Raw genomic sequence first — 20,774 nt, forward strand, 5'->3', positions numbered from 1 at the left:
TGTGGCGTCCGGACGCAGCTGTCAGTGCGGCGGGCCTGCGTTGAGACGAGCACGAGGAACGGGTGCGACGGCGTCTGCGGCCGGTGTCCGGCTCTGGCCGCCCCGGAGGTCCTCCTCGATCCGCTTCGCCGCGGCCAGCAGCGGCGGGAGCAGCTCCCGACGAATCATCTCGAAGGACCCTCGGGTGGCGTGCGCCGACACGTTCACCGCCGCGATCACCGAACCGTTCTCGCCGTGGATCGGCGCGGCCACCGACCGCAGCCCCTCCTCCAACTCCTGGTCCACGATGGCGTACCCCTGGGCGGCGATCTTCCTCAGGGCGGTACGCAGCTTCGCCGGGTCGGTGACGGTGCGCCGCGTCAGCGGCCGCAGCTGCGCCGTGGCGAGGTAGTCGTCCAACCAGTCCCCCGGTTGCGCGGCGAGCAGCACCCGGCCCATCGACGTGGCGTACGCGGGGAACCGGGTGCCGACGCTGATCCCGACCGTCATGATCCGCTTGGTGGGGACGCGGGCGACGTAGACCACCTCGTCGCCGTCGAGCACCGACACCGAGCAGGACTCGTGCACCCGCGCGACAAGCGCCTCCATGTGCCGCTGCGCCACCTCGGGCAGACTCAGGCTGGACAGGTACGCGTAGCCGAGTTCGAGGATCCGTGCCCGCAGCGAGAAGAGCCGGCCATCGGTGTGCACGTAGCCCAGCTCGACCAGGGTAAGCAGGAACCTACGCGCCGCGGCCCGGGTCAGCCCGGTCCTCCTGGCCACCTCGCTGAGCGTGAGCTGCGGATGTTCGCCGTCGAACGCCCGGATCACCGCGAGGCCGCGCTCCAGCGACTGGACGAACTCCGGCGACCTCGCCGCCTCCTCGCTCACGCTCACCCAGCCTCCTGCCGCAGGTTCTCCCGGGCCACCTTGAACGCCCGGTTCGCCGCCGGTACGCCAGCGTAGACGCCGACCTGGAGCAGAACCTCCGCCACCTCCGCCGGGGTGAGGCCGTTACGCAGCGCGGCGCGGACATGCATCGCCAACTCCTCGTCATGGTGCAGGCTGGCGAGCACGGCGAGGGTGATGCAGCTACGGGTACGCCGGTCGAGGCCCGGTCGGTTCCACACCTCCCCCCAGGCGTAGCGGGTGATGAAGTCCTGGAAGTCGGCGGTGAACTCGTCCGTGCCAGCGATCGCACGGTCCACGTGCGCGTCACCGAGCACCTGTCGACGTACCGTCATGCCCGCCTCGTGCCGCTCACGGTCGTTCATCTGTCCCCACGTTCCTCGTCGAAGTGTTCCAGCAGGAGTCGGCGCACCTGCTCGGGTCGCTCGACGTTGGCCAGGTGTGCCGCCGCGTCGAGCACGACCAGCCGGGCCCCCGGGATGCGTTCGACGATCCGGTGGGCGTGCGCCACCGGAGTGGCCGGGTCATCGGACCCGGCGATGACAAGCGTCGGCGCGGCGATCCGGCCGAGGTCGGGTCGGAGGTCCATCGCGGCGATCGCCGCGCAGCAGGCGGCGTATCCGGCCGACGACGTCGCGGTCAGCATGGCGCGGTAGGTGGCGACCACCTCCGGCCGGGCCGCGGCGAAGGCCGGAGTGAACCAGCGGGCCACCACCGCGTCGGCGATCGCCGGCAGACCGTCGGCGAGCACCGTCGCCGCGCGCTCGCGCCACTGCTCGGGTGGGCCGAGCGACGCCGACGTGCAGAGCAACGCCAGCCGCCGCACCCGATCGGGGGCGTGTGCGGCGAGCCACATGCCCACCATGCCCCCGAGGGACAACCCCGCGTAGTGGACCCACGGCACGTCGAGATCGTCAAGTGTCCGCAGCAGCTCCCGGCCCAGCAGATCCAATGTGTACGGCCCGGGCGGCACCGCCGAGCGGCCGTGGCCCAGGTGGTCGTACCGGATGACCCGGAACCGTTCGGCGAGCGCCGGGACCTGGGGTTCCCACATCGCGGCGGCGGTGCCGAGGGAGCTGCCGAGCAGCAGCACCGGCGCGGTGGCTGGGCCGTCGACGACGAGATGCAACCGGGTTGTCATCGGCCGGCTCTCCGGGCGGCGACCAGGGCCCGGTCGACGAACCGACCGGCCGAGCCGAGCCAGCGGTACGGGTCGAGCGCCTCGGCTATCTCACCCTCGGACAGGTAGGCGCGGATCTCGGGGTCGGCGAGCAGCGCGGCGCGGAACGAGGGTGCGGCGGCGGCGCGGGTCACCAGGTCGTGGGCGACGCCGCGACCGACGGCGGGCGCCAGTCGCGCGGCGACCGCCTCGGCGAGCAGGAGACCACCTGTGGCATCGAAGTTCGCCCGCATTCGTTGCGCGCTGACCTGAAGCCCGACCAGCATCCGGGCGCACCGGGCGGCGGCACCGCCGGCCACGTGCAGCAGGTCGAGCAGGGGCTCCCATTCGGCGTGCCAGGCGCCGGCAGCCCGTTCATGTTCCTGCACCGCGGCGGCGAACAGGGTGGCGACGAGACCCGGACCGCGTCGCGCCGCGGCGGTGACGAGGATCGAGTCCACCGGGTTGCGCTTGTGCGGCATGGCCGAGGAGCCGCCGCGTCCGGTGCCGCCCTCGGCGACCTCGGCTATCTCGTTCTGGGCGAGCAACCCGACGTCGAGCGCCACCTTGCCGGCGGCGACGAGGAGCCCACCGAGGGCGGCGGCCAGATCGAGCCAGGGCTGGCGGCGGGTGTGCCACGGCAGCGGGCTCGACGGGAGGCTCAGGTGGGCCGCGAACCGCTCGGCGACCTCGGCACCGGCCGGGCCGAACGCGGCCAGGGTGCCGACCGCGCCGCCGAGTTGCGCTGGCTGGTCGGCGCTGGCTTGGAGCAGTCGGTCCCGGGCCTCGACCAGACCGGTCAGCCAGCCGGCGGCCTTGAGCCCGAACGTGGTGGGCGCCGCCTGCTGTCCGAGGGTCCGGGCGACCATCACGGTGTCCCGGTGGGTGTCGGCCAGGTGGGCGGCGGCGTCCACGGCGGCGTCGAGGTGCCGCAGCAGCGGCCCGAGCGCCCGCACGGCCACCAGGACCAGCGCGGTGTCCAGGACATCCTGGCTGGTCGCGCCGAGATGCACCCAGGCTCGGGCGTGCTCCGGCACGGCGGTGGTCAGCTCAGCCACGAGCGGGACAACCGGGTTACCCGTGGCGTCGGCTGCCCGGCCGAGCACGCCCGGGTCGTACCGGTCGGCCCGGCACTGCTCGACGATCGCCTGGGCGGCCGGTACGGGCAGGATGCCGGCGTCCGCCGTGGCCCGGGCGAGCGCCGCCTCCACGTCGAGCATCGCCTGGAGCAGGGACGGGTCGCTGAGTTCCGCGTCGACGTCCGGGGCACCGGAGACGCCGCCGAGCAGACTGTCAGACGGCGAAGAAGACGGTCTCATGGTCTCCCTGTAGGTGGATGTCGAACCGGAACCCGTCCGCCGTGGGGTTCGCCAGCAGGGTGTCCCGGCGGTGGGCCTCGACGCTGCGCAGCACGGGGTCGGCGGAGTTCGCCGCCGGCTCGTCGGCGAAGTAGAGCCGGGTGACGAGGCGGTGCAGCAGCCCTCGCCCGAAGACCGACAGGGTCAGGTGGGGGGCTTCGGTGCCGCCGTCCGGCTCGGGCAGCGAGCCCGGCTTGACGGTCCACAGCCGGTAGCACCCCTGCCCGTCGGTCTCGCTGCGCCCGAAGCCGCGAAAGCCGGCGAGCGTAGGCGGTCGGGCGCCACGCGGGTCGTCCGGGTGGTCGAACCGGCCGTCCGGGTCGGCCTGCCAGCTCTCCACCATCGCGTCGACCACCGGCTCCCCGGTGCCGTCGACGATCCGACCCCTGATCCAGAACGCGCCCGGCGTCGTCTCGGGCACGACGTACGGGCCGTCCGGCCAGCGCAGACCGATGTGCAGGTACGGCCCGACGGTCTGCGCGGGCATGACGCCGAGTCGCTCACTCATCGTCGTCCTCGTCCTCGAAGGGGGTGCTCTCCCGGCCGCGCAGCACGATGTCGAACTCGTACGCCAGCGCCCACTCCGGTGCCGTGGTGGCGTGGTCGTAGCGGGCGATCATCCGTTCCCGGGCGAACGGATCGCGGACCGAGTTGAAGATCGGGTCCTGGAAGAAGAGCGGGTCGCCCGGGAAGTACATCTGCGTGACCAGCCGCTGAGTGAACGCGCGGCCGAAGAGGGAGAAGTGGATGTGCGCCGGCCGCCAGGCGTTGTCGTGGTTACGCCAGGGGTAGGCGCCGGGCTGCACGGTGACGAACCGGTACCGGCCCTGGTCGTCGGTGAGCGCCCGGCCCACCCCTTCGAAGTGCGGGTCGAGCGGCGCCGGCCAGGTGTCGCGAGCGTCGCGATAGCGGCCGGCGGCGTTGGCCTGCCAGATCTCGACGAGGGTGCGGGGAACCGGTCGACCGTCACCGTCGCGGACCCGCCCGTGCACGATGATCCGCTGTCCCTGCGGCTCACCGTCGTGCTGGCGGGTCAGGTCGTGGTCGAGCGCACCGAGCCGCCCCTCCCCCAGCAACGGCCCGGTGACCTCGGTCAGCCGCTGCGGCAGGTGGATCAGCGGGTGCTTCGGCGCCCGCGCCACCGTCGACTTGTAGCCAGGGCTGAGCAGGGGTGGGTGGGCGTCGACGTCGTCGCGCCGATACTGCGGTAGCACCAGGCCGCTGTTGGCCTGGTGAACGGTGTCCTGGGTGGTCATGGTCGTCTCCCGTCAGACTTCGTCGCCTCCAGCGCCCGCAGCACCGCGAGTTCCCGCGCTGTCGGCGGTTCACCCGTGGTCAGCCCCTCGGCGACGGCGAGGTCCCAGCCGGTGGCCGCCCGCGCCTGCTCCCGCGTCACGCCGGGGTGCAGGCGGGTCAGGGTGAGTTCACAGGTGACCGGGTCGGGTTCGAGGACGCCGAGGTCGGTGATCACCACTCGGGGACCTCCGCCGCGCAGGCCGAGCCGCTCCCGGTCACCCGGACCCGACCCGTACCCGACCGAGGTGACGAAGTCGACCCGTTCGGTGAACGTCCGGAGGTCCTGCCGGACGATCACCACGACCTCGCCGCAGGAGGCGGCGATCTCCGGGGCGCCACCAGCGCCGGGCAGGCGGACCTTCGGGGCGTCGTAGTCGCCGCCGACGACCGTGGTGTTGATGTTGCCGTACCGGTCGAGCTGCGCGGCGCCGAGGAAACCCACGTCGATCCGGCCGGGCTGGAGCCAGTAGTTGAAGACCTCCGGCACCGAGACGACCGCGTCAGCCGTGTCGGCGAGGACTCCGTCCCCGATGGAGAGCGGAAGCCGGTCCGGCTTCGCGCCGAGGCAGCCGGATTCGTAGATGAGCACCAGGTTCGGGGCATGGGTGGCCCGGGCGAGATTCGCCGCGGTGCTGGGCAACCCGATCCCGACGAAGCAGGCAATTCCGTCGCGCAGTTGCCGCGCGGCGGCGACGGTCATCATCTCGTCCGCGGTCCAGCCCGCCATCGCGTCCCCTCGCTCGCTGCGCCGACTCATGCCGCCGCCCCGGCCTGGTGCACGTGCTGGTCCAGCCAGGCGCGGAAGGTGTCGCGGTGCCGGCTGACGGCGTCCCAGGACCGGTAGAAGTCGTTGTCCCGCACCGAGTAGCCGTGGGCGTAGGAAGGGTGCGCGCCACCGGGCACCTCGGCCACGGCGGTGATCGCCCAGCCAGGCAGGATGACCTGCCCTGGTACGGGCTCCAGCTCGTCCACGATCTCCTCGACGGTGACCAGTGACCGGTGGGCGGCGAGCACCGCCTCCTTCTGCACTCCGGTGATGCCCCACATCTGCACGTTGCCGTCGCGGTCGGCGCGCTGGGCGTGCACCACTGTCACGTCGGGACGCAGGGCGGGGACGGCGGTGAGCGTCTCGCCGGTGAAGGGGCAGGTGATGGGCCGGATGTTGGCGGTGTGCCGAGGCAGGTCGGTGCCGGTGTAGCCGCGCAGGACGGCGAACGGCAGCCCGGACGCCCCGGCGACGTACCGGTTCGCCATGCCGGCGTGACTGTGCTCCTCCAGCTCGAGCGGACGCGGCCAGGAGTGCTGCACGGCGTCCCGGAAGCGGTGCAGCGACCCCACGCCGGGGTTGCCGCCCCAGGAGAAGACCAGGCGACGGGCGCACCCCGCGCCGATGAGCTGGTCGTAGATGACGTCGGGGGTCATCCGCACCAGGGTCAGATCCTGCCGCCCCTGGCGGATGATCTCGTGGCCGGCGGCGAACGGGATGAGGTGGGTGAACCCCTCCAGGGCGACCACGTCACCGTCGCGGACCAGGTGCGCCACGCCGTCGGCAAGCGAGACGAGCTTCGCCATGAGCCTCCCGCCTCCTGCGAAAACCGTGGCGCCGCCAGCCGTTCGCTATGCGGACTGCCGTACTCATATCGAACGTACGACGGAGGACGGCGTCCGTCAACGGCAGGTTGGCCCGTCCCGGAGCGGCAGGTCCACAGTGTTCGGTAGTCACGTCGGCCGATGCGTTGACGCGAGCCGAGCCACGTGCCAACGTTCATGCAGAGAACGGTCGTTCGGTCAGCGAACACTCCCGGCCCTCGCGAGCGCACGCCCGCCCCGCCCGATGACCCCGGACCACCCCACCGGCCCCACGCCCCCAGGAGGACCGCCATGACACTGCTGGACGCCACGACCTGGCAGGGCATGCTGCACAGCGATGGCTGGGTGGAGCCGGCCGGCGGCACGGCGCCCGTACGGTCCCCCGCCACCGGGGAGGAGATCGGCCAGGTCGGCGTGGCGAACGCCGACGATGTGACGCGCGCCTGCGCCCGAGCCGCCACCGCCCAGCGCGACTGGGCCGCCACCGGCTACGCCGAGCGGGCCGCGGTGCTGCGCCGGGCCGGGCAGCTGTACGAGCGGCACGCCCCCGAGATCGGCGACTGGATCGTGCGGGAGGCCGGGTCCATCCCACCCAAGGCCGGTGTGGAGACCGATACCGCGGCGCAGGAGTGCTACGAGGCGGCGGCGCTGGCTTCGCACCCGCTCGGCGAGATCATCCCGAGCGCGCAACCGAGGCTCAGCCTGGCTCGCCGGCTGCCCGTCGGCGTTGTCGGGGTCATCGCGCCGTTCAACTTCCCGCTCATCCTGGCCACCCGTTCCGTCGCCCCGGCCCTGGCACTGGGCAACGCCGTGGTGCTCAAGCCCGATCCGCGCACCGCGGTCTGCGGTGGTGTCTCGATCGCCCGGGTCTTCGAGGAGGCCGGCCTGCCCGGCGGGTTACTGCACGTCCTTTCCGGCGGCGTCGAGGTCGGCGAGGCGCTGGTGGCCGACCCGAACGCCCGGGTGATCAGCTTCACCGGGTCGACCGCGGCCGGCCGTAAGGTCGGCGAGGCGGCGGCACGCCACCTCAAGCGGGCGCACCTCGAACTCGGCGGCAACTCGGCGCTGATCGTGCTCGACGACGCCGACCTGGACCTCGCGGTCTCCGCCGGCGCCTGGGGGTCGTTCCTGCACCAGGGCCAGATCTGCATGACCACCGGGCGGCACCTGGTGCACGAGAGTCTGTCCGAGCGGTATGTCGAGCGGTTGGCGGAGAAGGCCAACCATCTGCCGGTCGGCGACCCGGCGAAGGAGCAGGTGGCGCTCGGTCCGATCATCGACGAGCGCCAGCGCGACAAGATCCATTCTCTGGTCACGGCCAGCGTCGAGGCGGGTGCCCGGCTGGCGGCCGGGGGCACCTACGACGGGCTGTTCTACCGGCCGACGGTGCTCACCGACGTCACCCCCGCGACCCCGGCGTACGCACAGGAGGTCTTCGGCCCGGTCGCGCCGGTGATCACCTTCGCCGACTCCGACGAGGCCGTGAAGTTGGCCCGGCACACCGAGTACGGCCTGTCGCTGGGCATCCTGGGCCGGGACGTGATGAGGGCGATGGCCCTCGCCGACCGGATCCCCAGCGGGATCGTGCACATCAACGACCAGACGGTGAGCGACGAGGCGGTGGCGCCGTTCGGCGGGGTGGGCGCCTCCGGCACCGGCTCCCGGTTCGGCGGGCCAGCGGCGAACGTCGAGGCGTTCACCGAGACCCAGTGGCTGACCGTGCAGGGCACCATCACGCGGTACCCGTTCTGACACCGCAGGAGAGGAGGATGCCAGAGATGCGTACCCAGGTCGGCATCGTCGGCGCCGGGCCGGCGGGGCTCATGCTGTCGCACCTGCTGCACCTGCGGGGAATCGAGTCCGTGGTGCTGGAGAGCCGCAGCCGCGACTACGTCGAACACCGGCTGCGGGCGGGAGTCCTCGAACAGGGCTCGGTCGACCTGCTCTGCCGCAGCGGCGTCGGCGAGCGGCTGCAACGGGAGGGGCTGCGGCACGAGGGCATCGAGCTGCGCTTCGCCGGGGAGTCGCACCGGGTGCCGATGGCAGATCTGACCGGGCGGGCGATCACCGTCTACGGGCAGCAGGAGGTGGTCAAGGACCTGATCGCCGCCCGGCTCGCGGCCGGTGGGTCGATCCTCTTCGAGGCCGACGCCGTACGCCTGGACGGTCTCGACTCGGATTCGCCGGTCGTCCACTTTCGACGCGACGGGCGGGACGAGGAGCTGCACTGCGACTTCGTGGCCGGCTGCGACGGGTTCCACGGGGTGAGCCGCGGCGCGGTGCCCGACGGGGTACTGACCACCTACGAGCGGGCGTACCCCGTTGCCTGGTTGGGGGTCCTCGCCGCCGCCCCGCCAGCGGTGCAGGAGCTCATCTACGCCCACCACGAACGGGGCTTCGCCCTCTACAGCATGCGCTCCCCCGAGATCTCCCGGCTGTATCTGCAGGTCGCGCCAGACGAGGACATCGCCGCGTGGCCGGACGAGCGAATCTGGGCGGAGCTGCGGACGCGGTTGGAGACGGTGCCGGGGTGGTCGCTCAACGAGGGGCCGATCCTGGAGAAGTCCATCACCGGAATGCGCAGCTTCGTGGTCGAGCCGATGCAGTGGGAGCGGCTGTTCCTGGCCGGCGACGCCGTGCACATCGTCCCACCCACCGGAGCGAAGGGCATGAACCTGGCCCTCGCCGACGTCGCGCTGCTCGGCGATGCCTTCGCCGCGTGGTACGACAGAGGGCACACCGATCTGCTGGAGACCTACTCGGCCACGGCGCTACGCCGGGTCTGGCGGGCCCAGCACTTCTCCTGGTGGATGACCTCCATGCTGCACCGGCTGGAGCGCGACGACCCGTACGAGACGAAGCTGCAGACCGCCACGCTGCGCTACGTCGCCACCTCCGACGCCTACGCCACCAGCCTGTCCGAGAACTACGTGGGCCTGCCCGAGGTCTGAGCACGCGCGTGCGCCACGCCGCCACCGCGCACCGTTGTTCAACTTATCCATGACGGGCGTCAGAAATTATTGACTTTCGATGCTGGGGTGACTGACCATGGCCAACACAGCGGCGTGCGCCCCCACGCAGCGGTAGTTCACCTGCAGATCCGAGGCATCCGCCGACTTCCGACGCACCCACCACCCCCGCCCAGGAAGGGCCTCGTCAATGAAGAAGGTCTTGGCTCTCGGGCTGATCGCCGCTACCGCGATCGCCCTCACCGGATGTACCGACTCCGACGCGTCCAACCCGTCCGAACAGACCTCAGGCGAGTCCCGCAAGGTCCGGGTCGCGGCCCTGCCGATCACCGAGACCGCCGCGCTCTGGGGCGGCATCAAGGCGGGCCTCTTCGCCGAGCGCGGGCTCCAGGTCGAGGTGCTGCCCGCCCAGGGTGGCGCGCAGGCCATTCCGGCGCTGATGAACGGCGACATCGACTTCGCGATCGGCCAGCCCTTCGGCCCGTTCCGGGCCGACCTGCGCGACCTCGGCGTCGTCATCATCGGCAACTACGCCTCCTCGTACGCCGACGGCGACGACATCAACGCCGTGGTGGCCTCGGCGAAGTCCGGCATCAAACGGCCTGCCGACCTCGCGGGCAAGCGGGTCTCGGTCAACAGCCTGGGCGCCGCCGGCGACGTGACGATCATGGCGGCGGTCGAGAAGGACGGCGGCGACCCGTCCAAAATCAAGTTCGTCGAGGTCGCCTTCCCGGACGCCCCGGCCCAGCTCGAAGCAGGCAACATCGACGCGGCCTGGGTGCCGGAGCCCTTTGTCACGCAGCTCAAGGCCCGTGGCGACACCTTCATCGTCGCCCCCTACCAGGCGGTGGTGCCCGGCCTGACCACCCTCACCACGATCACCACCAAGGAACGTACGGACAAGGACGCCAAGCTGGTCGAGGACTTCACGGCGGCGATGAAGAAGACGCTGGAATGGGCCAAGGACCCCGCCAACGAGCCGGCCCTGCGGCAGGCCATCAAGGACAACCTGGAGCTGCCCCCACCGGTGGCCGAGTCGGTGCGGCTGCCGGCCTTCGGTTGGCAGGTCGACCGGTCGAGCCTGCAGACCCTTGCCGAGCTGGCGCAGAAGTACAAGGTGCTCGACAAGCAACCCAACTTCGACCGTCTCATCCAGCAGCAGTAGCCGGCGCGACCCCGCCCTCCCTGGCCCCCGGGACCGGGGAGGGCACCGCCGCCCGCCTGACGACGGGAGTGACATGCGCGTGTTCTCCACCAGACGCCTGCGCGCGTTACGCAAGGCCCTGCTGGGCGTCGTCGGCCTCACCGGGTTCCTCGTCGTCTGGCAGCTGATCCCGACGCTGGGCCTGGTCAACCCGCTGTATCTGCCGTACGTGACGGACGTGCTGGCGCGGCTGTTCGAGCAGCTCGTCGACCTCGCGTTCTGGCGGCGGCTGGGCAGCACCATGACGTCCTGGGCGATCGGCCTGACGGTGGCGACGATCGCCGCCGTCGCGCTCGGCACGGTCGTCGGGCTGGTGCCGTTCCTGCGGCGCTCAACCCACACGGTCGTCGAGTTCCTGCGGCCGATCCCATCGGTCGCCCTCATCCCGCTCGCCGTGCTGATGTTCGGCATCCAGATGCAGGCCGCCCTCGTCATCATCGTCTACGCGTCGTTCTGGCAGGTGTTCGTGCAGGTGATCTACGGCGTCGCCGACGTCGACGTGGTGGCTCGCGACACCGCCCGCAGTTTCGGTCTGACCCGGCGGGAGCAGTTGACGCACCTCGTCCTACCGACCACTCTGCCGTACCTCATGACGGGTTTGCGGCTCGCGGCGGCGGTCGCGCTCATCCTCGCCATCACCGCGGAGATGGTGATCGGTAACCCCGGCCTCGGGCGCATGATCGAGCTGTCCCGGTCCGCCGGCGACGCCGCCGGCCTGTACGCGTTGGTCGTGGTCACCGGCCTGCTCGGGCTCGCGGTGAACATCGTCTTCCGGTTCATCGAGCGTCGGGTGCTGTCGTGGCACCAGTCGATCCGAGGAGAGGAGGCGCGGTGAGCGCGTACACCAGCCGGATCGCCACCACGACGCGTGGCCGGCGGGTCGGCCCCCGGATCGCGGCGAGCCTGCTCTACCCGCTCGGGCTGCCGATGCTGCTTCTGGTCAGCTGGGGCCTGGTGTCGACGAGGGGGACGAGCCGGTTCTTCCCCGGCCCGTTGACGATCGCCGACGCCTTCCTGCAGACCTGGGTCGGCCCGGCATTCGTCGAGGACGTGCTGCCGAGCCTCGCCCGCCTCGGCCTCGGTGTCGCCGCGTCGATCGTGCTCGGCATCGCCGCCGGCACCGTCATCGGTCTGGTCGTCTGGTTGCGGGAACTCCTCGAACCGCTGCTGGAGTTCCTCCGGGCGATCCCGCCGCCGGTACTGATCCCGGTGGTCATGCTCCTGCTCGGGATCACGGACACCATGAAGGTGGTCGTGATCGTCTCCGGCGCGGTCTGGCCGATCCTGCTGAACACGATCGAGGGTGTCCGGGCGACGGACAGTGTCATGAAGGAGACCGCGGAGTCGTTCCAGGTCTCCTGGTGGGAACGGCTCTGGTTCCTCGTGCTCCCGGCCGCCAGCCCGCGGATCATGGCCGGGGTCCGGCAGGCCCTCTCGGTCGCGCTGATCCTGATGGTCATCTCCGAGATGTTCGCCTCGTCCTCCGGCCTCGGCTACCGGATCGCCTACTTCCAGCGCAACTACCTGATCGCCGAGATGTGGAGCGGCATCCTCCTCCTCGGTCTCGTCGGCGTCTTCCTCGCCGTAGCTTTCGGTCTCGTCGAACGGCGCGTGCTGCGCTGGTACCACGGAATCAGGGAGGTCAACCGTGCCTGATCGACGCACCCTGCTGCGGGTGGAGCACCTGCGGAAGGTCTACGAGTCCGCCACGGGGAACGTCGAGGCGATCGGGGACATCAGCTTCACGATGGACGCCGGCGAGCTGGTCTGCATCGTCGGGCCGTCCGGATGCGGCAAGACCACTCTCCTGAAGTGCCTCGCCGGCCTGCTGCGACCCACCAGCGGCGTGGTCGAGATGGACGGCTCGCCGGTGACCGGGCCCAGCCCCGCCATGGCCGTGGTGTTCCAGGAGTACGGTCGCAGCCTCTACCCCTGGCTGACGGTGCGCGGAAACGTCGAGCTTCCGTTGCGGCACAAGAAGCTGTCCCGCGCGGCCCGGGCCAAGCTGGTCGTCGACGCTCTTGAGGCGGTGGGCCTAGCGCACGCCGCACGCAGCCACCCGTGGCAGCTCTCCGGGGGGATGCAACAGCGCGTGGCGATCGCGCGAGCGATCGCCTACCAGCCCGACGTTCTGATCATGGACGAGCCGTTCGCCGCGGTGGACGCACAGACCCGGGCCGACCTGGAGGACCTGGTCCGCGAGCTGCACGCCAGCCGCACCATCTCTGTTCTCTTCGTCACCCACGACATCGACGAGTCGGTCTACCTGGGTCAGCGGGTTCTAGTATTGTCCACGTCGCCGACCTGGGTCCAGGAGGACCTCGCGATCGACCTGCCGCCGGAGCGCGATCAGATCACGACCCGCGCCCTGCCCCGTTTCACCCAGTTGCGGACGCACGTCTACGACCAGATCCAGCGGGCCAAGCGCGGGCAGACTGTGGCCCCGCGGTCCGCGCGGTGATCGGCGACCAGGGGCACCGTTTTCGCCGAAGGGGAGCACTGTGGGTAGTCGTCAGCCGAAGCAGTTGTTGCTCGCCTTCTTCGGCGAACACGTCGTCGATGGCGCAACCGGCCCGATCCGGGCGAGTGCCCTGATCAACGTGTTGGAGGGTGCCGACGTCGCCGCGCCGGCCACCCGCGCGACCCTCGACCGTCTCGTGCACAGCGGCATCCTCGCCCGCAGCAGGAGTGGCCGGGAGACCCTCTTCTCGCTGACCGAGCACGGGGTCGCGGTGCTACGCGAGGCGACGTACCGGGTTCGCGGGCCGCGGCCGTTCGACCCGCAGGGCAGCGGGTGGACCCTGGTCACCTTCTCGATCCCGGAGCATCAGCGGACGCTGCGGCACCGACTGCGCTCGACCCTCACCTGGGAGGGCTTCGCGCCGCTGCGCGACGGGCTCTGGCTCGCGCCCGGCGAGGTCGACCTCGCCGGTTCGCTGGAGCCCCTGCGGCAGGACCTCGCGCCGAACACCGTGGTCGCCTTCCACGCCCGCGAACTCGCCGGGTTCCCGATCGGCGAGAGCGTACGCGCGGCGTGGGACATCGAGGCGATCCGGCGCGCGCACCTCGCCTTCATCGACGTGTGGGACGACCCGTCGGCGTTGGCGATGGCGCCGAGCGCCCTGACCGTGCGGACGATGCTCGTGGCGGACTGGCTCGCGCTGCTGCGCGCCGACCCGAGGCTGCCGGCCGAGTTCATGGACGCGCAGTGGCCCGCCACCAGGTCGGCCGAGACCTACCGCCGGGCGCACGAGAAGCTGGCCGAGGCGTCCGCGGCGGAGTTCGCCGAACTCGTCGCGACCCGGCCCGCGACTAGCCGCCGAAGCGGGTCCGCAGATCAGCCTTCCGCACCTTCCCCGACGCGGTCCGTGGCAACTCGTCCACGATGACGACGTTCTTCGGCAACTTGTAGCGCGCGATCCTGCCGTCGAGGCACGCCCGGACGGTGGCGGTGTCCACCGACGCCCCCTCCCGGACGGTCACGATCGCCCACGGCACCTCCCCCCACCGCTCGTCCGGCACGCCGATGACCGCCGCCGAGGTCACCCCGTCGACCTCGGTGAGCAGCTGCTCCAGTTCGAGCGGGTAGATGTTCTCGCCCCCCGAGATGATCATGTCCTTGAGTCGGCCAGAGATGTAGAGGTAGCCGTCGGCGTCCAGGTGGCCAAGGTCGCCGGAACGGAACCACCCGTCGGCCGTGAACGCCTCGGCGGTCGCCTCCGGGAGGCCGTGGTAACCGGGGAAGACGTTGGGCCCGGCCACCTCGATCTCACCGACGTCGCCGACCGGCACCACGGCACCTGTCACGTCGGTGATCCGCACGTCGGTGAAGAAGTGCGGCAGACCGACACTGCCCTGCTTGACCCGGGTCATCGCCGCCGGCAGCGCGGTCGCGCCCGGCGCGGCCTCGGTCATGCCGTAACCCTGCGAGAACGACAGACCCCGCGCCTCGTACGCGGTGAGGATGCGGGTCGGCACCGCCGAACCTCCGCAGGTGAGCTTCGTCAGCGTCGACAGGTCCGTCGACGCCCAGGCGGGATGGTCGGCCATCAACTGGTAGGTGGTCGGCACGCCGCTGAGCATGGTGACCCCGTGCCGCTCGATCTGCGCGAGCGCGCGGCCCGGCTCGAAGCCTCTCTCGATGACCATCGTGGCGCCCTTGAGGATGACCGGCAGGGCGCCCATCCCGAGCGAGGCGACGTGGAACAGTGGCGAGATCATCAGGGCGACGTCGGTGGAGACGACGTCGTAGTCGACCACACAGTTGAGTGCAACCCAGGTGAGGTTGCCGTGGGTCAGCACGGCGCCCTTGGCCCGACCGGTCGTGCCCGAGGTGTAGATGATCGCCGCCGGATCCCGGTGGACGGTGTCGGCGTGGTCGGTGAACCCGGCGACGACGGCCCGCGCCAGGGGGGCCAGCCCCGGACGGTCCGCGGTGCCCTCGCCGGTGACGATCACGTACGGGGTCCGGGCGGCCGCTGCGGCGGAGGCCACCGGCACCGCGAAGTCCGGGTCGTGGATCAGCACCCGCGCGCCGCAGTCCGCGAGGACGTAGGCGATCTCGGGCCCGGCGAGCCGGGTGTTGACCGGCACGAAGACCGCCCCGACCTGCGCCGCCCCGAACATCACCGCAAGGAGGTCGGGACTGTTCTCACCCAGGTAGGCGACGGAGTCACCCTTGCCGACTCCGCACTCGCGCAGCACCGCCGAGATCCGGTCCGCGGCGACGGCGAACTGGCCGTACGTCATTGTCGACCGGTCACCGTGGACGATGGCGACCTTGTCCGGGGACTTGAGCCGGCGCTTGGCGACCCAGGCGCCGATTCCGTGCTGCTGCATCATCATTCTCCCGGGGGTGGAGGTGGTGTGCTCGCCCGGCTCGACGGATGCCCCGGGCTCAGGCGTAGAAGCGGTACAGCCCTCGTGCGACGACCGCCGGCTTGGCCCCGCCCTCGATCTCGATCGTCTGGTCGACAGCGATCTGGTAACCACCGCGGACCTCGACGACCTCGACGACGGTGGCGCGCATGCGCACCCGTGCCCCCACCACGACCGGCGCGGGGAAGCGCACCTTGTCGAGGCCGTAGTTCACCTTCGTGGACACGCCCTTGACCTCAAGCAGCTCGGTCCAGAAGGGCACCGCCAGGGAGAGGGTGAGGAAACCGTGCGCGATCGGCGCCCCGAAGGGGCCGGTCTTCGCCCGTTCGGGGTCGACGTGGATCCACTGGTGGTCGTCGGTGGCGTCCGCGAACAGGTCCACCTGGTCCTGGCTGACCGTGCGGTACCCGGTGTAACCGAGATCGGTGCCGGCGAGGTCGCCGAGCCGGTCGTAGGTGATGGTCGTCGTCATGGCATTTCCTCTCGTCGTCACCGGGCAAGGCCCAACAGCCGGGCCGCGTTGTCCTTCAAGATGCCCGGGAGCACATCCGGCTTGAGGTCGGTCGCCTGCACGTCGCGCAGCCACCGATCGGGGGTGAGCATCGGGTAGTCGGTGCCGAAGAGCACCCGCCGCTTCAGCACTGAGTTGGCGTAGCGCACCAACTCGGCCGGGAAGTACTTCGGGCTCCAGCCGGACAGGTCGATCCAGGTGTTGTGCTTGTGTGTGGCCACCGACAGCGCCTCGTCCTGCCAGGGCACCGACGGGTGGGCCATGATGATCTGCAGGTCGGGGAAGTCGGCCGCGATCGGGTCGAGCAGGATCGGGTTCGACAGGCCGAGCCGCAGGCCGTAGCCGCCCGGCGTGCCCGCGCCGATGCCGGTCTGCCCGGTGTGGAAGAGCGCCGGGACGCCGGCCCGCTCCAGGAGGCCCCACAGCGGCGCGTACTCGTCGTGGCTGGGGTCGAAGCCCTGCACGGTGGGGTGGAACTTGAAGCCGCGTACGCCCTCCTGCTCGATCAGGCAGGCGGCCAGTTCGAGGGCCGCCTCCCCGGTGCGCGGGTCCACCGACCCGAAGGGGATGAGCACGTCGGCGTGCTCGGCCGCCGCGCGGGCGATGTCGACGCTCGACAGTGGCGGGTGCATCAGCTGCGTACCCGCGTCCACGGTGAAGACGACGGCCGCCATGCTCCGCTCGCGGTAGTACTGTGCCACCGCGCCGACCGCGGGTCGGGGCCCGTCCGTCTTGAAGTACGCCGACGCCGCCGCCACGAGCGGCTCGGGCAGGGAGGCGTGACCGTGGTCGTCGACCTCGATGTGCACGTGCATGTCGATCGCCGTGACGCCGTCGAGGTCGATGGCGGGCTGGTACATGGTGGGCCAACCTTCCTCGGGCGGGTCAGTGGGTCGCGGGCTCGAACTCCTCGGGGAGTTTCGGGAAGCGTTCACCGACGCTCTGCACGGCCTCGGCGAAGGTCGTCGGCCAGGCCGCCACCAGCGCGTCGTAGGTCCAGCCGCCGTCGCGGTGCGCGGTCAGCGCCGCCTCCGGATGGGTCCAGATCTGCAGGCGATCACCGCCGACACCGATCACCTGCCCGGTCACCGATGCCGCCGCGTCGGAGCCGAGGAACGCGACGAGCCCGGCCACGTCGTCCGCCGTGCCGAAGCCCAGATCGTGGCGGAAGAACGCGGGCATCGGCTCGCCATTCGCCTCGGCCCGCACCGCTGCGGCGAAGTAGGGGACGGTGGCGGTCATCGCGGTCGCGGCGACCGGGACCACGGTGTTGGCGGTGATGCCGGCCCGCTTCAACTCCAGCGCCCAGGTCCGGACCATGCCGACGATGCCCGCCTTGGCGGCGGCGTAGTTGGTCTGGCCGAAGGTGCCCCGCTGCCCGGTGGGTGACCCGACGCAGATGATCCGCCCACCCTCGCCGGCCTGCCGCATGTGCTGCACCGCCTCGCGCACGGTGGTGAACGTGCCGCGCAGGTGCACGTTGATGACGGTGTCGAAGTCGTCGTCGCTCATCTTCCACAGCACGCTGTCGCGCAGGATCCCGGCGTTGGTGACGAGGATGTCCAGCCGCCCGAAGTGCTCGACCGCCGTGCTGACGAGTTCCTTCGCGGTCTCGGTCGGGCCGACCGGTGCGACCACCGCGATGGCCCGGCCGCCAGACGCCTGGATCGACCCCACCGCGTCGGCGGTGGCATCGGCGTCGACGTCGTTGACCACGACCGAGGCGCCCCGCCGCGCCAACTCCTGCGCGTAGGCGAGGCCGAGACCCCGCCCGGACCCGGTGACTATGGCGACCTTGCCGTCCAGTGACATGAGTGCTCCCTTTCGTCGATGCCGGACCTCCGGGTAACACGCGCACGGGCAACGTAATGCAGAATTTGATCGGGCGTCAACGATTTGCAGTCTGTGCCAGCGCGCGGGAAACCACCCGGCCCGCGGCCTGGACCAGCGGGGCCAACGCCACCGGATCCGCCCGCTCGTGGGCGACCACCAGCGAGATCGCCGCCACCACACCCTCCGGTACGCGGATCGGTGCGGCCACCGAGAGGGCGTCCATGGTGACCTGGCGGTCGCTGACCGCGTACCCGACCCGGCGTACCTCGGCGAGGCAGCGACGCAGCCGCCCCGGGTCGGTGATGGTCAGCGCGGTGTACCGCTCCAGCGGCGCGGCCAGCACCTGCGTCTGGACCTCGGCCGGCGCGTGAGCGAGCAGCACCAGCCCGACGCCGGTGGCGTGCAACGCGAAGCGGCCGCCTACCCGGGTGAGCACGGGCACCGCGTGCCGCCCGGCGATCCGTTCGATGAAGACGAGTTCGAGGCCCTGCCGGACGGCGAGCTGGACGTTCTCGTGGGTCACCTCGTACAGGTCCTCCATGACCGGCAGGGCCAACTCCCGCAGCCCGAGACCTCGCGGAGCGAGTGAGCCCACCTCCCACAGCCGCAGGCCGATCCGGTACCGCCCGTCGTCGCCGCGCTCCAACGCCCCCCACTCGACCAGCTCCGCCGCCCGCCGGTACACGGTGGACAGTGGCAGCCCGGCGCGACGGGCCAGCTCGCTCAGGGTCAACGCCGGTGTGGCCGGGCTGAACGCGTCGAGCAGTGCCAGCACCTTGCTCGTCACCGACCGCCCCGGTTCTGCGCGCACCCCGCCATCATCCCCGCGCGCACCGCCCGCTCACAGCTCCAGGACGAGTCGGGGCGTACGGGCCCGGGACACACAGATCATCATCGTGTCGCCGACGGCCCGCTCCTGCTCGGTCAGCAGGCTGTCACGATGCTCCGGCACGCCGGCGAGCACCGGGGTCTCGCAGGTGCCGCAGGTGCCCTCCCGGCAGGACGAGAGGACCTGCACACCGGCCTCCTCGACCGCCTGCAGGATCGGCATACCCGGCGGCACGGTCACCGTCCGGCCGGAGAGCGCGAGTTCGACCTCGATCGTTGTCTCCGGAGCACCGGTGTCGCCCAGCGCGGTGAAGCGCTCGACGTGCAGGCGGCCGGGTGGCCAGCCGCGACAGTGCTCCTGCACCGCGGCGATCAGTGGCTCCGGGCCGCAGCAGTAGACGAGCCCGGCGCCGGGCCGGCCCAGCAACCCGGCCACGTCGAGCAACCCGGTCTCGTCCTGCGGGTACAGGCTCACCCGGTCGCCGTACTTCTCCCGCAGGGTGGTGGCGAAGGCCATGGTGGCGCGGCTGCGGCCCCCGTACACCAGTCGCCAGTCGGCGCCCGCGGCGTCGGCGGCGGCCACCATCGGTGCGATCGGGGTGATGCCGATGCCACCGGCGACGAAGAGGTAATGCCGCGCCGCGACCAGCGGGAAGGCGTTGCGGGGCCCGCTCACCCGGACGGTCGCGCCGACGGTGAGCCGCTCGTGCACCAGCCTTGAGCCGCCGCGTCCGTTCGGTTCGCGCTGCACGGCGATCCGCAGGGCCGAGCGGTCCGCCGGGTCGCCGCAGAGGGAGTACTGACGCGCCAGCCCGACGCCCAACTCCAGGTCGATGTGCGCGCCCGGCGACCACTCGGGCAGGTCGCCGCCGTCCGCGCGGCACAGGCGGATCGCCACGACCTCGGCCGCCACCTGCTCCCGGCTCGCCACCACCAGCTCCACACCGGCCAGTACGTCCACCGTCACGCGCGCATCACCAACCGCCTCGGCGGGTCGGGTGGCGGCACGGCCACGTCCTGATGGCCCTGCGGGTGGGCGAGCAGCCACTCCCACAACTCGACGGGGTCCTCGGCGAGCCGCTCGGCGCCGCAGTGGCAGGTCCCGCGCAGGGTGTCGGTGCCCGGCATCCAGTGGATCCGGTAGACCCGGTCCCCGGTCAGCATGCCGGCGGGCGAACTCACCGCGCCGCTCCCACCGTCCCCGACCCGACCATCCGGGCCAGCAGCCGCCGGGCGGCCAGGCCGCCGGTGTCGATGTTGATGCTCAACTCCTGGTACCGGTCCGGCTCGGTCGCGATCACCTGCTCCAGGATGTTCAGCGCCGTCACGTCCTGCATGACCACTGTGTGGTTGCTGTGGTGCAGGTACTCGCTGACCGACTCGTCGTCGATCGCGAAGTCGCGCGCCACGGCCCAGAAGTCGTAGGTGGTGTGCTCGGTCGACGGGGTGATGGCGTACACGATCTCCGCGTGGAACGCCTCGCGGTCCTCGCCCTCGGCGGGCGGATAGACGCCCTGCGGTGCGATCCGGCTGTGCAGGAGGTAGAGGCAGGGCGGGTGGTACTCGATGTCCTGCCACCGGGTGATCCGGCCCTGGATCCCGGTCGAGCGCGCGTAGAACGGCGGGCACTGGGCGTCGTCCATGTGCCGACTGACGTAGACGATGCCCCGGTCCTCGTCCACCTCGGTGGTGATCGGAGTGTTCGCCACTTCCGGCGTGCCGATGTAACCACCGTGCAGATAGGTCTCGTGGGACAGGTCCAAAAGGTTGTCGACCAGCAGGCCGTACCGCGCGTTCAGCGGCGCCATGCCCCGCACCACCGCGTACCTCGGGTCGACCAACCACGGCGCGCGAGGAATCGCGGCCGGGTCGGCCCGGTCCCGGTCACCGATCCAGACCCAGATGAACGAGTCCTGTTCCACCACCGGGAACGAGGTGACCCGCGCGGTGCGCGGAATGCGCTGTTGACCGGGTACGAAGACACACGCGCCGGTCTGGTCGTAGGTGAAGCCGTGGTAGCCGCAGACGATGGTGTCGCCGTCGAGCCGGCTCTCCGACAGTGGGAAACGCCGATGCACGCACCGGTCGGCGAGCGCCACCGCCTCCCCGGCGCCGGTGCGGTACAGCACCAGCGGCTCACCGAGCACCGTACGGGCGAGCAGGTCCCGCCCGACCTCGCTGCCATAGGCCGCCACATACCACTGGTTGCGTGCGAATGCCATGCGACCGGACCTCCATGCAGACAAACGTCGATGGAAGC

Annotated in this window: 23 protein-coding genes; 7 read left to right on the plus strand and 16 right to left on the minus strand. The window is 71.3% G+C overall.

The features are described 5' to 3' along the window. Positions 1–21: 21 nt before the first annotated feature. Genes IF46_RS0104330 through IF46_RS0104365 form a run of 8 tightly spaced genes read right to left on the minus strand, consistent with a single transcriptional unit; the run spans position 22 to position 6,273 of the window. Positions 22–876: an IclR family transcriptional regulator gene (locus tag IF46_RS0104330; protein ID WP_232233928.1), complete on the minus strand. Its 855-nt coding sequence runs from the start codon at positions 874–876 to the stop codon at positions 22–24. Beyond that, on the minus strand, positions 873–1,253 hold the full coding sequence (pcaC, locus tag IF46_RS0104335; RefSeq protein ID WP_030486955.1) for a 4-carboxymuconolactone decarboxylase: 381 nt from the start codon (positions 1,251–1,253) through the stop codon (positions 873–875). The genes IF46_RS0104330 and pcaC overlap by 4 nt, the downstream gene beginning before the upstream one ends. After that, a complete protein-coding gene (pcaD, locus tag IF46_RS0104340; protein WP_030486956.1) occupies positions 1,250–2,029 on the minus strand; it encodes a 3-oxoadipate enol-lactonase in 780 nt (259 codons plus the stop codon). The genes pcaC and pcaD overlap by 4 nt, the downstream gene beginning before the upstream one ends. After that, the gene (pcaB, locus tag IF46_RS0104345; protein ID WP_036391003.1) at positions 2,026–3,366 is read right to left on the minus strand and encodes a 3-carboxy-cis,cis-muconate cycloisomerase; all 1,341 of its coding nucleotides are present in this window, start codon (positions 3,364–3,366) and stop codon (positions 2,026–2,028) included. The genes pcaD and pcaB overlap by 4 nt, the downstream gene beginning before the upstream one ends. Continuing rightward, positions 3,341–3,913 carry a protocatechuate 3,4-dioxygenase subunit alpha gene (gene pcaG, locus IF46_RS0104350; protein WP_030486958.1) on the minus strand — a complete coding sequence of 191 codons (573 nt, stop codon included), beginning with the start codon at positions 3,911–3,913 and terminating at the stop codon, positions 3,341–3,343. Before pcaG ends, pcaB begins: the two co-directional genes overlap by 26 nt. After that, complete coding sequence (pcaH, locus tag IF46_RS0104355; protein WP_030486959.1) at positions 3,906–4,661, minus strand: protocatechuate 3,4-dioxygenase subunit beta; 756 nt, start codon at positions 4,659–4,661, stop codon at positions 3,906–3,908. The genes pcaG and pcaH overlap by 8 nt, the downstream gene beginning before the upstream one ends. Then, positions 4,658–5,428 carry a 3-oxoadipate--succinyl-CoA transferase gene (locus tag IF46_RS0104360; protein ID WP_036391005.1) on the minus strand — a complete coding sequence of 257 codons (771 nt, stop codon included), beginning with the start codon at positions 5,426–5,428 and terminating at the stop codon, positions 4,658–4,660. Before IF46_RS0104360 ends, pcaH begins: the two co-directional genes overlap by 4 nt. 26 nt (positions 5,429–5,454) lie before the next feature. Next, the gene (locus tag IF46_RS0104365) at positions 5,455–6,273 is read right to left on the minus strand and encodes a CoA transferase subunit A (RefSeq protein WP_030486961.1); all 819 of its coding nucleotides are present in this window, start codon (positions 6,271–6,273) and stop codon (positions 5,455–5,457) included. A gap of 309 nt (positions 6,274–6,582) precedes the next feature. Between IF46_RS0104365 and IF46_RS0104370 the strand changes: the two genes are divergently transcribed. The 7 genes from IF46_RS0104370 to IF46_RS0104400 all read left to right on the plus strand — a co-directional run bounded on the left by IF46_RS0104370 (position 6,583) and on the right by IF46_RS0104400 (position 13,853). Further along, a complete protein-coding gene (locus tag IF46_RS0104370; protein ID WP_030486962.1) occupies positions 6,583–8,043 on the plus strand; it encodes a benzaldehyde dehydrogenase in 1,461 nt (486 codons plus the stop codon). A gap of 17 nt (positions 8,044–8,060) precedes the next feature. Then, on the plus strand, positions 8,061–9,242 hold the full coding sequence (locus tag IF46_RS0104375) for a 4-hydroxybenzoate 3-monooxygenase (protein WP_232233929.1): 1,182 nt from the start codon (positions 8,061–8,063) through the stop codon (positions 9,240–9,242). A gap of 208 nt (positions 9,243–9,450) precedes the next feature. Continuing rightward, positions 9,451–10,425: an ABC transporter substrate-binding protein gene (locus IF46_RS0104380; protein ID WP_030486964.1), complete on the plus strand. Its 975-nt coding sequence runs from the start codon at positions 9,451–9,453 to the stop codon at positions 10,423–10,425. Positions 10,426–10,498: 73 nt separating this feature from the next. Continuing rightward, positions 10,499–11,299 carry an ABC transporter permease gene (locus IF46_RS0104385; protein ID WP_030486965.1) on the plus strand — a complete coding sequence of 267 codons (801 nt, stop codon included), beginning with the start codon at positions 10,499–10,501 and terminating at the stop codon, positions 11,297–11,299. Next, on the plus strand, positions 11,296–12,120 hold the full coding sequence (locus IF46_RS0104390) for an ABC transporter permease (protein ID WP_030486966.1): 825 nt from the start codon (positions 11,296–11,298) through the stop codon (positions 12,118–12,120). Before IF46_RS0104385 ends, IF46_RS0104390 begins: the two co-directional genes overlap by 4 nt. Next, the gene (locus IF46_RS0104395; RefSeq protein ID WP_030486967.1) at positions 12,113–12,925 is read left to right on the plus strand and encodes an ABC transporter ATP-binding protein; all 813 of its coding nucleotides are present in this window, start codon (positions 12,113–12,115) and stop codon (positions 12,923–12,925) included. The genes IF46_RS0104390 and IF46_RS0104395 overlap by 8 nt, the downstream gene beginning before the upstream one ends. A gap of 40 nt (positions 12,926–12,965) precedes the next feature. After that, entirely contained in the window at positions 12,966–13,853 is an 888-nt protein-coding gene (locus IF46_RS0104400; protein ID WP_036391008.1) for a PaaX family transcriptional regulator C-terminal domain-containing protein, read from the plus strand. On the opposite strand, the gene IF46_RS0104405 is transcribed toward IF46_RS0104400, so the two are convergent. The 8 genes from IF46_RS0104405 to IF46_RS0104440 all read right to left on the minus strand — a co-directional run bounded on the left by IF46_RS0104405 (position 13,777) and on the right by IF46_RS0104440 (position 20,736). Then, positions 13,777–15,303 (minus strand): acyl-CoA synthetase, encoded by a 1,527-nt coding sequence (locus IF46_RS0104405; protein WP_030486969.1) that lies wholly within the window; start codon positions 15,301–15,303, stop codon positions 13,777–13,779. The two genes, IF46_RS0104400 and IF46_RS0104405, sit on opposite strands and share 77 nt — an antisense overlap. A gap of 58 nt (positions 15,304–15,361) precedes the next feature. Beyond that, entirely contained in the window at positions 15,362–15,814 is a 453-nt protein-coding gene (locus IF46_RS0104410) for a MaoC family dehydratase (protein WP_030486970.1), read from the minus strand. Positions 15,815–15,831: 17 nt separating this feature from the next. Beyond that, positions 15,832–16,713, minus strand: a complete 882-nt coding sequence (locus IF46_RS0104415) for an amidohydrolase family protein (RefSeq protein WP_030486971.1) — start codon at positions 16,711–16,713, stop codon at positions 15,832–15,834. Between the two features lie 25 nt (positions 16,714–16,738). Then, positions 16,739–17,665, minus strand: coding sequence for an SDR family oxidoreductase (locus tag IF46_RS0104420; protein WP_030486972.1), 927 nt, complete (start codon positions 17,663–17,665; stop codon positions 16,739–16,741). Positions 17,666–17,741: 76 nt separating this feature from the next. Next, positions 17,742–18,497, minus strand: a complete 756-nt coding sequence (locus tag IF46_RS0104425; protein WP_030486973.1) for an IclR family transcriptional regulator — start codon at positions 18,495–18,497, stop codon at positions 17,742–17,744. A 30-nt stretch (positions 18,498–18,527) separates the two neighbouring features. Then, on the minus strand, positions 18,528–19,481 hold the full coding sequence (locus tag IF46_RS0104430; RefSeq protein ID WP_036391010.1) for a PDR/VanB family oxidoreductase: 954 nt from the start codon (positions 19,479–19,481) through the stop codon (positions 18,528–18,530). Next, the gene (locus IF46_RS0104435; RefSeq protein WP_030486975.1) at positions 19,478–19,696 is read right to left on the minus strand and encodes a hypothetical protein; all 219 of its coding nucleotides are present in this window, start codon (positions 19,694–19,696) and stop codon (positions 19,478–19,480) included. Before IF46_RS0104435 ends, IF46_RS0104430 begins: the two co-directional genes overlap by 4 nt. Beyond that, positions 19,693–20,736 carry an aromatic ring-hydroxylating dioxygenase subunit alpha gene (locus IF46_RS0104440; protein WP_030486976.1) on the minus strand — a complete coding sequence of 348 codons (1,044 nt, stop codon included), beginning with the start codon at positions 20,734–20,736 and terminating at the stop codon, positions 19,693–19,695. The genes IF46_RS0104435 and IF46_RS0104440 overlap by 4 nt, the downstream gene beginning before the upstream one ends. Positions 20,737–20,774: the final 38 nt, after the last annotated feature.

Source organism: Micromonospora chokoriensis, from assembly GCF_000718555.1.
Taxonomy (GTDB): domain Bacteria; phylum Actinomycetota; class Actinomycetes; order Mycobacteriales; family Micromonosporaceae; genus Micromonospora; species Micromonospora chokoriensis_B.

Bases quoted from the DNA above. Each gene is read 5' to 3' on its own strand.
- pcaC (WP_030486955.1), bottom strand. From the start codon at position 1,253: ATGAACGACCGTGAGCGGCACGAGGCGGGCATGACGGTACGTCGACAG.
- pcaD (WP_030486956.1), bottom strand. From the start codon at position 2,029: ATGACAACCCGGTTGCATCTCGTCGTCGACGGCCCAGCCACCGCGCCG.
- pcaB (WP_036391003.1), bottom strand. From the start codon at position 3,366: ATGAGACCGTCTTCTTCGCCGTCTGACAGTCTGCTCGGCGGCGTCTCC.
- pcaG (WP_030486958.1), bottom strand. From the start codon at position 3,913: ATGAGTGAGCGACTCGGCGTCATGCCCGCGCAGACCGTCGGGCCGTAC.
- pcaH (WP_030486959.1), bottom strand. From the start codon at position 4,661: ATGACCACCCAGGACACCGTTCACCAGGCCAACAGCGGCCTGGTGCTA.
- IF46_RS0104360 (WP_036391005.1), bottom strand. From the start codon at position 5,428: ATGGCGGGCTGGACCGCGGACGAGATGATGACCGTCGCCGCCGCGCGG.
- IF46_RS0104365 (WP_030486961.1), bottom strand. From the start codon at position 6,273: ATGGCGAAGCTCGTCTCGCTTGCCGACGGCGTGGCGCACCTGGTCCGC.
- IF46_RS0104370 (WP_030486962.1), top strand. From the start codon at position 6,583: ATGACACTGCTGGACGCCACGACCTGGCAGGGCATGCTGCACAGCGAT.
- IF46_RS0104375 (WP_232233929.1), top strand. From the start codon at position 8,061: ATGCCAGAGATGCGTACCCAGGTCGGCATCGTCGGCGCCGGGCCGGCG.
- IF46_RS0104380 (WP_030486964.1), top strand. From the start codon at position 9,451: ATGAAGAAGGTCTTGGCTCTCGGGCTGATCGCCGCTACCGCGATCGCC.
- IF46_RS0104385 (WP_030486965.1), top strand. From the start codon at position 10,499: ATGCGCGTGTTCTCCACCAGACGCCTGCGCGCGTTACGCAAGGCCCTG.
- IF46_RS0104405 (WP_030486969.1), bottom strand. From the start codon at position 15,303: ATGCAGCAGCACGGAATCGGCGCCTGGGTCGCCAAGCGCCGGCTCAAG.
- IF46_RS0104410 (WP_030486970.1), bottom strand. From the start codon at position 15,814: ATGACGACGACCATCACCTACGACCGGCTCGGCGACCTCGCCGGCACC.
- IF46_RS0104415 (WP_030486971.1), bottom strand. From the start codon at position 16,713: ATGTACCAGCCCGCCATCGACCTCGACGGCGTCACGGCGATCGACATG.
- IF46_RS0104420 (WP_030486972.1), bottom strand. From the start codon at position 17,665: ATGTCACTGGACGGCAAGGTCGCCATAGTCACCGGGTCCGGGCGGGGT.
- IF46_RS0104440 (WP_030486976.1), bottom strand. From the start codon at position 20,736: ATGGCATTCGCACGCAACCAGTGGTATGTGGCGGCCTATGGCAGCGAG.